Origin of the sequence: Nostoc sp. JL23 (genome assembly GCF_017115065.1) — a bacterium.
Classification (GTDB): Bacteria; Cyanobacteriota; Cyanobacteriia; order Cyanobacteriales; family Nostocaceae; genus Nostoc; species Nostoc punctiforme_A.
In genome coordinates, this window is record NZ_JABXKN010000103.1 from 12,032 (window position 1) to 22,485 (window position 10,454).

At 42.4% G+C, this 10,454-nt stretch carries 12 protein-coding genes and 1 pseudogene; 7 read left to right on the forward strand and 6 right to left on the reverse strand.

Annotated elements, in window-relative coordinates; all coding sequences use genetic code 11:
• From HWQ42_RS20950 to HWQ42_RS20965, 4 genes are all read left to right on the forward strand, one after another.
• On the forward strand, nucleotides 1-1,388 hold a 1,388-nt coding region (locus tag HWQ42_RS20950), incomplete at its 5' end, for a DUF4114 domain-containing protein (RefSeq protein WP_292815755.1).
• A gap of 95 nt (nucleotides 1,389-1,483) precedes the next feature.
• Entirely contained in the window at nucleotides 1,484-2,266 is a 783-nt protein-coding gene (locus HWQ42_RS20955; RefSeq protein WP_292815758.1) for a DUF1963 domain-containing protein, read from the forward strand.
• A 12-nt stretch (nucleotides 2,267-2,278) separates the two neighbouring features.
• Nucleotides 2,279-2,485, forward strand: a complete 207-nt coding sequence (locus HWQ42_RS20960; RefSeq protein WP_292815761.1) for a hypothetical protein — start codon at nucleotides 2,279-2,281, stop codon at nucleotides 2,483-2,485.
• Between the two features lie 153 nt (nucleotides 2,486-2,638).
• On the forward strand, nucleotides 2,639-3,745 hold the full coding sequence (locus HWQ42_RS20965) for an alkene reductase (protein ID WP_292815764.1): 1,107 nt from the start codon (nucleotides 2,639-2,641) through the stop codon (nucleotides 3,743-3,745).
• Between the two features lie 163 nt (nucleotides 3,746-3,908).
• Here the strand turns inward: HWQ42_RS20965 and HWQ42_RS20970 are convergent, their stop codons facing one another.
• The 5 genes from HWQ42_RS20970 to HWQ42_RS20990 form a co-directional block, all read right to left on the reverse strand.
• Entirely contained in the window at nucleotides 3,909-4,193 is a 285-nt protein-coding gene (locus tag HWQ42_RS20970; protein WP_292815767.1) for a hypothetical protein, read from the reverse strand.
• The gene (locus tag HWQ42_RS20975; RefSeq protein WP_292815770.1) at nucleotides 4,193-4,366 is read right to left on the reverse strand and encodes an IS66 family transposase zinc-finger binding domain-containing protein; all 174 of its coding nucleotides are present in this window, start codon (nucleotides 4,364-4,366) and stop codon (nucleotides 4,193-4,195) included. The genes HWQ42_RS20970 and HWQ42_RS20975 overlap by 1 nt, the downstream gene beginning before the upstream one ends.
• Nucleotides 4,367-4,453: 87 nt before the next feature.
• The gene (locus tag HWQ42_RS20980) at nucleotides 4,454-4,822 is read right to left on the reverse strand and encodes a hypothetical protein (protein WP_292815772.1); all 369 of its coding nucleotides are present in this window, start codon (nucleotides 4,820-4,822) and stop codon (nucleotides 4,454-4,456) included.
• A gap of 21 nt (nucleotides 4,823-4,843) precedes the next feature.
• Nucleotides 4,844-5,206: an ABC transporter substrate-binding protein gene (locus tag HWQ42_RS20985; RefSeq protein ID WP_292815775.1), complete on the reverse strand. Its 363-nt coding sequence runs from the start codon at nucleotides 5,204-5,206 to the stop codon at nucleotides 4,844-4,846.
• Nucleotides 5,207-5,819: 613 nt separating this feature from the next.
• Nucleotides 5,820-6,272 (reverse strand): MarR family transcriptional regulator, encoded by a 453-nt coding sequence (locus HWQ42_RS20990; protein WP_292815777.1) that lies wholly within the window; start codon nucleotides 6,270-6,272, stop codon nucleotides 5,820-5,822.
• Between the two features lie 131 nt (nucleotides 6,273-6,403).
• Between HWQ42_RS20990 and HWQ42_RS20995 the strand changes: the two genes are divergently transcribed.
• Complete coding sequence (locus HWQ42_RS20995; RefSeq protein ID WP_292815780.1) at nucleotides 6,404-7,420, forward strand: EamA family transporter; 1,017 nt, start codon at nucleotides 6,404-6,406, stop codon at nucleotides 7,418-7,420.
• A gap of 18 nt (nucleotides 7,421-7,438) precedes the next feature.
• Nucleotides 7,439-8,057: pseudogene (locus HWQ42_RS21000) on the forward strand (FMN-dependent NADH-azoreductase).
• 462 nt (nucleotides 8,058-8,519) lie between these two features.
• Here the strand turns inward: HWQ42_RS21000 and HWQ42_RS21005 are convergent.
• Nucleotides 8,520-9,260, reverse strand: coding sequence for a nucleotidyltransferase family protein (locus tag HWQ42_RS21005; RefSeq protein WP_292815783.1), 741 nt, complete (start codon nucleotides 9,258-9,260; stop codon nucleotides 8,520-8,522).
• A 612-nt stretch (nucleotides 9,261-9,872) separates the two neighbouring features.
• Here HWQ42_RS21005 and HWQ42_RS21010 point away from each other — a divergent pair.
• Nucleotides 9,873-10,415: an NHLP bacteriocin system secretion protein gene (locus HWQ42_RS21010; protein ID WP_292815785.1), complete on the forward strand. Its 543-nt coding sequence runs from the start codon at nucleotides 9,873-9,875 to the stop codon at nucleotides 10,413-10,415.
• Nucleotides 10,416-10,454 lie beyond the last annotated feature (39 nt).

A 10,454-nucleotide genomic window follows, 5' to 3' on the forward strand; every position in this document is an offset into this window, starting at 1 on the left:
TATTAGATAGCAACCCTGTTACCCGCAACATTAATCTGACTGCGGTTAATGATGCACCCACAGATTTGGAGTTGAGTGCCAACACCGTCAATGATGAAGCCGCAGCCAACACCGTCATCGGTACATTCAGCAGCACCGACCCAGATCAAAACGATAATTTTGCATACAGTCTAGTTTCAGGAATTGACAATACCGATAATAATGCCTTCACCATTGATGGCAATACCCTCAAAATCAACAATTCTCCAGACTTTCAAACTAAGCCTACTTACAAAATCCGCGTCCGCACTACTGATAATGGTAGTCTCAATTTTGAGAAGGAGTTGACTATTAATGTTAACGACGAAATACCCAGCCGTCTGACTAACCCCAATGATGATATCTTCAATATCACAGGTCAGGATGACAAAGCCACGCTGGAAATCCAACTGACTGGACACAATTCTCCGGTAGTGAATGAACTGGGTTTATTTACTGTTGATGATCTTCAAGGTACGATTAATGGTATTGCTCCTGGTGCTGAAGGTTATACCCAAGCTGCAATACTTCGCTCAGAAGTAATTTTATCTGCGATCGCTAATAACCCCAATGGCTTTGATACTAATAATCTCACCAGGCTGCTGCAATTGAATTCTGGTCAGAATTTTAGATTTTTGTTAGTTCAAGACGGTACGCTTGATGCTGTACGCAATGATCCTAATTCCATCGGCAAGTTACTGTTTTCTAGTGTCTCAACCCAAAAAATTACCGACTTGGGTGATAATAGTTTCTCTTTGGGTTGGAAGGATGCTTCTGGTAAGAGTTCTACAGATTTTAATGATCTGGTGGTGAAAATTAACCAGACTGATCAAGCTTTACCTTTGGGTACAAATCTCCAAGGTGAATTCCAAGGTGAAGTGATTGATTTGCGAGATGTCCAACAATCAGTTCAAGCGGAATTTAATGTTTACAGAGAGGCGTCTTATAACAATTATGTCGGCTTTTATCAGGTGACTGATCAAAATGGGGGAATTGATACCAATGGCGATGGTAATGCTGATGTTCTCACGGGACAGGCTGGTTATATTCAGGCTGCTGTGAGTAGTCGGGTTGCTGGTATTGATTTGAGTGTGAGTAATCAAGGTTCTGCTAGTTTTACTGGTACTTTCCAACCTGGTGCGATTTTTGCTCCCTTCATGATTGTGAATGCTACTCCTGATGCGCTTTTAGATAACAATTCTAGTAATGATCCGGCGGTTTATTTCCCGTTCTTGGGTGCTAATTCTGATAATACGGATCACATTAGTTTGTTAGCTAGTAATACTTTTGGCTTTGAGGATTTAGCCAATGGTGGCGACAAGGATTTCAATGATCTGATTATCAAAGTTAATTTGACAACCACAATTTAGTCATCTTATCGAAGAAAGGCTTTTTGTAAGGAGGCAGAAGGAATTCTGACTCCTGACAAAAAGCCGTGAACGAATGTTCAAGGGTTTAAACCCGAATGGCACTAAGAAAAGCCGAAACGCTTGTGGATGCTGCACAAAGTAATCCCGCAACTCTTGGAGACGCTGCGCGAACGTTGCTGGCTGAAAACCAGAATTGTGGTGTTGAGCCAAGAGACTGTCATGTTCGCGTAGCGTCTCGTAAAGAAGGTACTGGTTCCGCCGTGTCCGTCGCCCAAAATGAATTTTCTTTAAATTCTGCGATGTCTAGCGACAAGCCGTTTCACGTCTACGCTAATCAAACACAGACGCAAGTAAAAGCAGGTAATCCCGCTTTGTTGTTAGTTGAAAATTCAGTTTCAGGTGTAGAAGTCACAACAGTTCATGAGGGTGAAAGTTCCGCCGCGCCCGTGCCAAATCCTGAAAAATGTTCACATGAGGCGATTGTAGCGAGGTCAAATATGCGACCAGAGCGTATGCAGAAACTGAAAGTTGCGGCGAATTCGGGGCAGAATCAGGGGTTTGAATTCTTGCAGGAGTGTTGGAGTGATGACCCTGCGAAAGCAGATTGTGATCAAGAAACTGCTGCCGAAGTTTCCACAGTGGGGTGTTGCTTGTGTGCATTGGGGGGCTTGCATATTTCATGGCTTTATAACTACGAGCAACGGCAGACCTTAGACATGACTCGCGCCCAGAACTGGCATAGCTTGTTGGAAGTCGATTCTAGCAGAGCAGTTGACCTGATGTTTAGCGATGCTGGCTACCTGCAAGTACTCATTCATGCAGAAGACTTGAAGCGACTGGATTTTTCTACGGTCTACGTGAACCTTGAATCAAGCTGAAATTTCGGTGCGATGTCTACCAGAATTCAGGAATCAAATGTACTGGAAGCCATGTTTATTGCTGTTTATAGGGAAGGGAGGAAACCTGAGACACAACAGGTTAAGTTTACTGCGATCGCTCATACGGAACTGCGATCGCTTCTCTACTGGATAAACTTGACATCACTTCTATTGCTGAAACTGCGGCTGCATATTTTTATGCAATTATTGCAGGAGTGATGAATGTAAAAGTTCCGTTGCGCCCGTGCTAAATTCTGAAAAAACGCTTTTAAATCCTAGTATATACATAACTAGTAGTCTGCCATGAAATTTAGGTAAGCAGTGAAGAACTCAGCTATGTAAAGTAATAATGTAAAACTCTAAGTATGAACTATGACTACTCAAACGATATCTCCAACCTTACTGAGTGAATTTCAACTGGGAGATTTAACACTAAAAAATCGGGTAGCTATGGCACCGTTGACACGAGCAAGGGCAGGTGTTACACGTATGCCTAATGCCCTGATGGCAGAGTATTATACTCAACGTGCTGCGGCAGGATTGATTATTGCAGAAGCTAGTGTAATTTCTCGTCAAGCTATTGGCTGGGAAAATACGCCAGGCATTTATTCCCAAGAACAAGTGCAAGCTTGGAAAGAGATTGTAGGAGCTGTTCATGCTCAAGGGACACCGATTTTTCTACAATTATGGCACTGTGGGCGGGCTTCACATAGTAGTTTTCAAGAAAATGGTCATCTACCAGTGGCACCATCTGCAATTAAGATAAACCTAGATTACATTGCCACCCCTAATGGAAAACAATCTTATCAAATACCTAGAGCGCTAGAAACTGATGAAATACCGCTAATCGTAGAGGATTATCGTCAAGCCGCTCAAAGAGCAAAGACAGCAGGGTTTGATGGCGTGGAAATTCATGCTGCTGGTGGTTATTTAATTGATGAATTCCTGCAATCCAAAACGAATCAGCGAACTGACCACTGGGGAGGAGAGGTTAAAAATCGTTATCGTTTCCTCAAGGAAATTGTTGAGGCGATTTTGACAGTATTGCCATCAAATCGGATTGCAGTTCGTTTGTCTCCTAACAGTATTTACAATGATATGGGTTCCCCAGATTATCGAGAAACTTTTCTATATATAGCTGAACAATTGAATACTTATGGATTAGCTTATCTTCATATAGTTGATGGGTTAGCTCTTGGCTTTCACCAGCTAGGAACACCTATGACATTAGCAGAGTTTAGAGATGTGTTTACAGGACCACTTATGGGAAACTGTGGCTATAGCCAAGAACAGGCAGAAGTTGCGATTAACAGTGGAGTTGCAGATTTAATAGCCTTTGGTCGTCCGTTTATCAGTAATCCTGACTTAGTGCAGCGTTTTACTTATAACTGGCCGTTGAATCCGCCTGCCGATATCAAAGACTGGTATTCCTTTTTACCATCAGGATATATCGATTTTCCAACTTATCAGCAATCTTAAATAGCTGATGTCTGAAAACACAGTTTCAAGTGTTTGCGGAGCGTCTGTCTGTGACACACTCTGCGAACGTAGAGAACCACTGCAAGCGATGAGTAAGGGCTATTATTCCGCTGCACCCGTCGAAAACGCTAATAAATGGTCGCATGAGGCGATTATTGCGCGGTCAAATATGCGACCGGAACGTATGCAGAAACTCAAACTGGCGGCCAATTCGGGGCAGAATCCGGGTTTCGAGTACTTGCAAGAGTGTTAGAATGATGACCCGGCACAAGTGATAGTAATCAAGAAGTTGCTGGCAAAGTTTCCGCAGTGGGGGACTGCTTGCTTCAAGTCTGAGTTTGTTGACTGTGCCCAAGGACATCGATATTCCAAAAATATCTTGCATCGCACTTTGCACCATTCGTTGACTGTGGCGGTACAGTCCACTTAACACTGCTACAAGCACCACTACCCTACCCTCACACCATAGCCACTTGGATGCACATCCACAGGTAATTTGGCACAGGTTAAGGTTCCACAATCCTTGCATTCAAGTTGATGTTGGCGATGTTCGACGATGATTGGGTTGATGGGAGGAATTTCTACTATCTGATGGCGATAGGGATTGCTATCTTCTCTCAATAATCTCTTTCCACAACAACCACAAATTAGAGGATGGTGGTGTAAGCTTAAAAATAGCCTACAAAAAGCACCCAATTAATCATGTTATCACTGACTAACAACAGAGGTTGGTGTAATTGCTGCATATTGTTCAGAAGTCAGTAATACTTCTTTAATATCTAGAGGCTTGGGTAACAACCCTTCTTTGTAAAAGTAATCAATAACTCGCTGTTGTTTCTTAAGGCGTTCAGAATCTATTGGACTGAGTTGAAAAGATGAACGGCTATTCACCTTCTCTTGGATGTCCAAGTCAAGTTTTGTTTCAGGTACAAGCAGTTTTGCTACCTCTTTGGGATGCTCATCTGCCCACTTATCGAGGTTATGACGCTCTTCAATGATAATTTTGGGTAAGCCAAGGTTTTCTTCGGCAAACTTCCTATCTGCAATATAATAGCCGCCAGGAGAATCTAGCCCCACAGAATCTCTAAGGACGCGAATTCAACCCATTTTTTCGGCGATCGCATAGTGGGGATCTCCTGTCATCCAAACAGGAATTTTCCCTTCAAGAAAAGCACCCCGCGCCTCAATAGTTGGCATACTTCTGATTTTAATATCTTTGATGGTCAAGCCGATTGACTGCAAGGCTCTGAGAATAAAATAGTGTGATGCCGAACCTTTTTGAAAATAAACTTCTTGCCCCTTGATATCCTCAAACTTTTTCAGTGGAGACTTTGGCGGAACGGCAATTACACTACTTCTCCCTGTTTCATGCCAAGTGACAGAATTTCCTTGTGCTTTTAGCCGTTTTTCTAAAGTCCCTTGTTTTCTAATTACAGCAAGAGGGCCAAGCTTAGAGTACACAATTCTTTAAGGTTGATAGATGTAGTTGGAATCCAGATAATGAGAGATTCAATCCACTATATAAAATCTACCACTGCCACGAGCATAGCTTTTGCTGTTATTGCAAGAGATTCTTAAATAATTGCTAGATGAGAAGCAGTTAAAAAATCTTTATCGGATTCAGTCTTCAGCCAAATTAATGAATCATCTGCCGACAGATATATTGACCTTAACAAGATCGGAAGCGGGGAAGTTGGATTACAAACCTCAATTAATTAATCTAGAAAACTTCTGCTTAAATTTAGTAGAAGATTTACAACTTTTTGGTACAATCTCACATTTAATAGAGTTTAGAAATCATGGGCAGTGTTTTCGAGCTAATCTAGATGAAAAACTGCTGTATTCCATCCTCAGTAACTTACTTTTAAATGCTATTAAGTACTCATCTCCTGAAAGTAAGATATGCTTGGTTTTAAACTCAACCTCAAAAAACCTTGCTTTTACTGCAATACGGTTCAGTTGGCAAATTTAATTCATGACTTTGTATCGATAAGCTGGTTTACCGATAGCTCAAGGAACGCTTGTACACGAGAAAAATCCGGCCACGGTCGCCTTGGATGGGGCAGGGTAAGCTCTATGATTCCTCATCCAATGCCGTCAGTATTGAGGTCAAGGTTTTCGTAAAAGCAACAGTATCTTTCTGGGTTAAGTGACGACCAAAGTATTGAGCGATGCTCTGAGAATAGACCGTCCACATTTTCTGTTGCATTTCTAGTCCCGCTTTCGTCAAAACGGCAAACGCACCTCGTCGATCGTCTTTGCATACTTTTCGTTGAATCAATCCCGCCTTCTCCAGGCGATCAGCAAGGCGGGTCACATTGGTGCGGTTCACCAGTAGCTCCTCTGCCAATTCACTCAACCGCAACTCTTGGTCAGGAGCTTGTTTTAATGCTATCAGCACGTCATACCACTCAAATGAGGGCAATCCCGCCTGCTTAAAGTCTTGCTCTACTCGGTCAATCAGACGAGTATGCGCCGTCAGAAAGATTTTCCAGAGGGAGTTTTGAGCCGAATCAAGCTGAGTCATCTGATCTGCACAATTAATTTCTATTGTAATTATTGCAATTGTAATTAACTAGTGTTATACCTGAAAATAGTTGCATATGTAATTATAACAATTGTAATCAATGTGTTTCGACATCAGTCCGATACCCCTTGATGAATAGTGCGGCGGTTCAAGAATCGTTTCCGCTCTCCCACCTTCGTCCATTTCCTGGAGGCATCACCATGCGAGACATTCCTCCTACTAAGCCAATACGCTTTTCCCACAATTTACTAGGATTCATTGCCATCCTCCTGACAGTTCTGTGTTGGGCGAGCGCGGCTAACGTTGCCTTCAATTTGTTTAGGGCTGGTATTCAGCCGTTGGAGTTGGCAGGAGCCAGTGCGATAATTGCAACTTTTGGTTTGGCAATTTTCCATAGTTTTTGCGGACGTGGACAGGCTAAACCCATGAGTCTAAAACAGTTTGCTCTAGGGCTGGTTCTGGTCTTTCTCGTTGGTGCAGATTATATTGCAATTCAACAGTTACCCATTACGATCGCGATCGTTCTGCTCTTTATGGCTCCGATTTTGGTGGTTTTGTGGACGGCATTGGCAACTCGTTGTCCTCTATCCCGATTGGTTCTGCGTGCCCTTACATTGTCGATGCTGGGAGTTATCCTGGTCTCGAAAATCCTGGAAAGCAGCCTGGAGCAGATCAATTGGTTGGGTATTGGAATTGGTTTAACCACTGCACTCTGTTTTGCTGCTTACATTGTCTTAAGTGAGCAGATATTAAGTGAGCAACTGGCAGGATCAAACGAATCCATTGAAATTTTGCTAAAAACCTATGCAATCGCCAGCTTGTTCTGGTTGGCATACCAGTTTACCCAAGGGTTACCCATCACCCTGTTAACTGCTGAACACTTCTCAAACGTATTAATCGTTGGAATCGTCGGAAATTTGTTGCCCTACCTGCTGTTTTTGTGGAGTATGCAACGAGTTTCTGCTGAGCAAGCCGCGATCATTGCCACCTTAGAACCTTTGGTTGCTGCAATACTGGCATGGCTTTGGTTTGGGCAAACGTTAACGCCGTTGCAAATCATCGGTGGTGTTCTCATTATCGTTGCTGTTACAACCCTGCAACTGCAAGAAACTCGACTTTTTCAACATAAATCCTTTGAATCAGATTAAATCCTGTGAAGGTTTCCTATGACTCATATATTGCATATCGACACAAGCCCGCGACGTGAACGCTCACACTCTCGCTCCCTGGCAAGAGAATTTTTAGAGCAATGGAAACAGTTTTATCCAGAAGCAACTGTGACGTATCGGGATTTGGCACTCAACCCCGTTCCTTATATTGACGAAACCTGGGTGAGAGCAAAGTTTACCCCTGCACATGACTATACACCTGAACTGGAAAGGGCGATCGCTCTTTCTGATCAATTAGTTGATGAGTTTCTGACAGCCGATCGCTATGTATTGTCTGCACCCATGTACAACCAACTTTAGTATCCCGGCTGTTCTCAAGTCTTACATCGACTATATTGTGCGCCCTAGACGGACTTTTACCCTTACCCAGAATGGATTTCAAGGTTTAGTGACCCATAGAAAAATGCTTCTTGTTCAGGCAAGAGGCAGCGATTTTCGTTCTGGCTTTGCCTATGATCTAATGAACTTTCAGGAACCCTATCTCAAGACCGTTTTTGGCTTTATCGGTGTCACTGACATTGAGACAATCAATGCCAACGGACTCAATATCGAACTGCGTGATCAAGAACTTGCTGCTGCCAAATCTACGATTCAAACTCTCGCTGCCACCTGGTAATGACTGCAAGATTTTGATAGGATTGCAGGAATCAGATACTCAAGCGTAAATGATTTCTTTACTCTGGGAAATAGTTGTAAAGATAGGCATTGTATGGGTAAAACAAGATTTAGCAGTTTTCTCTACATGAATCATTTTGTTTACAGATGGAGAAATCAATGATTACTGCCATCACTTAGGGACTTCCAGAGAATAAAATATACATTCAATAAAAATGATAATAATTTTAACGGGGACCCGCGATTACCCCTGTTAATGCAGTCACAGTCTTTCAAATAAATGAAACCCGTTCGCGGGATTGAAACAAACGAGCTTTGAAAGCTTTCTCTGAAAATAACCCCAGGTGTAATCGCTTCTCTTCCGTTGCTGCTCAAGAGCAGGGTGGGCGGGTATGCCATAACGTTTAAAAATAACCCCTCCCTCAGTGAATCAGATGGAAGCAGTGGTTGCCAAAAAGGTTGCTCAAAAGCGATCGCATTCACATCTATCAGCTCTGGCGCAAAACATTGCGATTGCCACCGCTCCCTTTTCATTCAACAGGTAATCTTCATTAAGGGTGAATAAAACCTGATTCATACACGCCACACTGCGGAAACAACAACCTGCTGCGTAAACGACATCATCGCGTGCAATCGCCTTTTTTGCAACCACCAGCGAGAAACTGATTTCCCAGGCAAAAGTATCAATAGTTGCGTGTTTGAGCCCAACTGGATAAGGCTTTGTTTTGAACTTCAAAGCTTCTAAAACACTATCCGGGTCATCAAGTACCTGACAAATAGCAATTTCGCCCATATAAATAGAGGACACAAAACCATGAGGATGTCCTGGCTGGTAATCAATAGTAATTTGTCCAGCATGACAATCATCAATCACACGATTGACCTTCGCCAAATCACGATAGAGAAAATCTACACCTACACCTTCTACCACAAGCCAACCGCCGCCGTTAATCCACTTTCCCCATTCACCAATCGCAGTAATCAAATTTACCCGATGTTTATCATCAAGCTCATAGGCAAGGCGATTTAATTGCTCTAAATCGGGCGGGTTTTCTGAATTATAATAAATTCCCAAATCTACATCTGACTTATTGGTGTGGTTGCCCCGTGCCCGTGAACCGCCCAATGAGATAGCTGTAATTCCCTCAATTGACCGCAAACTTGAAACAATATGGTTGAGAAATTGAGGCGATTCCTGATTCATAGAGCCATTGTTACGTCACTATCGCTGTCATTTTATATTTTAAAGACATCGCTACTTAAATCGATAATGCGATTGATTCGTTTGGACTCACTGCCATTATAAAAGTATAATTTCTGAGCCGCGCCTGTACCCAATGCTGAAAAATGGTCGCATGAGGCGATAGTTGCTTTTGTCAAATATGCGACCTGTAAGAAGGGAAAAACTGAATCGAGCGGCGAATTCGGGCGAGAATCCGGGCTTCGAATACTTGCTTTCGTGCTGGAATGATGACCCTGCGAAAGCAGATTGTGATCAAGAAGTTGCTGGCGAAGTTTCCGCAGTGGGGGATTGCGATTGTGGATGGGGTGTTGGTGGATTGGGAAGAGTAGCAACAATTTAATAATTGTATATTTAGCTACAGGATTACTTGTTTAGTCAGGTGGGAAAAGTGGGTTTAGTAGGATGTTTTGTAGTAACCCTTGATTATGCTGTTCATAAGCTGTAAGTTGATAAACGATAGATAACTTAAGATCCTTTAAAGTCAGCATTCATGTGAAACTAATTATTTGTTTAACTGTAATAGATTAGTATTAATAACGGCAAAATAGTAATTTATATACTAGATAGTATTTGGTGAATAATCCTAAAAATAATTTGTTCCGCAAAGAAGCTTTAAAACGCGCTTCTTCTCCAGAAGAATTAGACCAAATCATGCAGGTAGTCAGTCCTCAAAAGTGGCTACCTTTATTTACTGTTGGTTTATTAGTGACAGCAGGGCTTTTTTGGAGTATTTTAGGACGAATCCCAATTACAGTCACGGGTACTGGAATAATAGTTTACCCCAGCAAGGTTGCGTCCTTCCAATCGCCAATTGCAGGTAGGTTGCGAACAGTAAATGTCAAAGTTGGCGACTTTGTGAGACGAGGAGATGTACTGGCAACGTTAGACCAAAGCGAATTACTTAAGCAGCTACAACTGGTACGAGACAAACTGACGCAACTACAACAACAGGGACGTGATGTTAACTCCTTACAACAACGGCGGCAAGATGTAGACAAGCAAGCAATTGAACAGCAACGCCAAAGCTTGCAGCAAAACTTGCTCTCAACAAAGAAGCTAACATCAATTTTAAAAAAGAAAGGACTAGACTCAGGGGAAACGCACCTTATTTCCTAACAAAAACTAATAAGGATTTCAAAGTCATCTATACAAGTG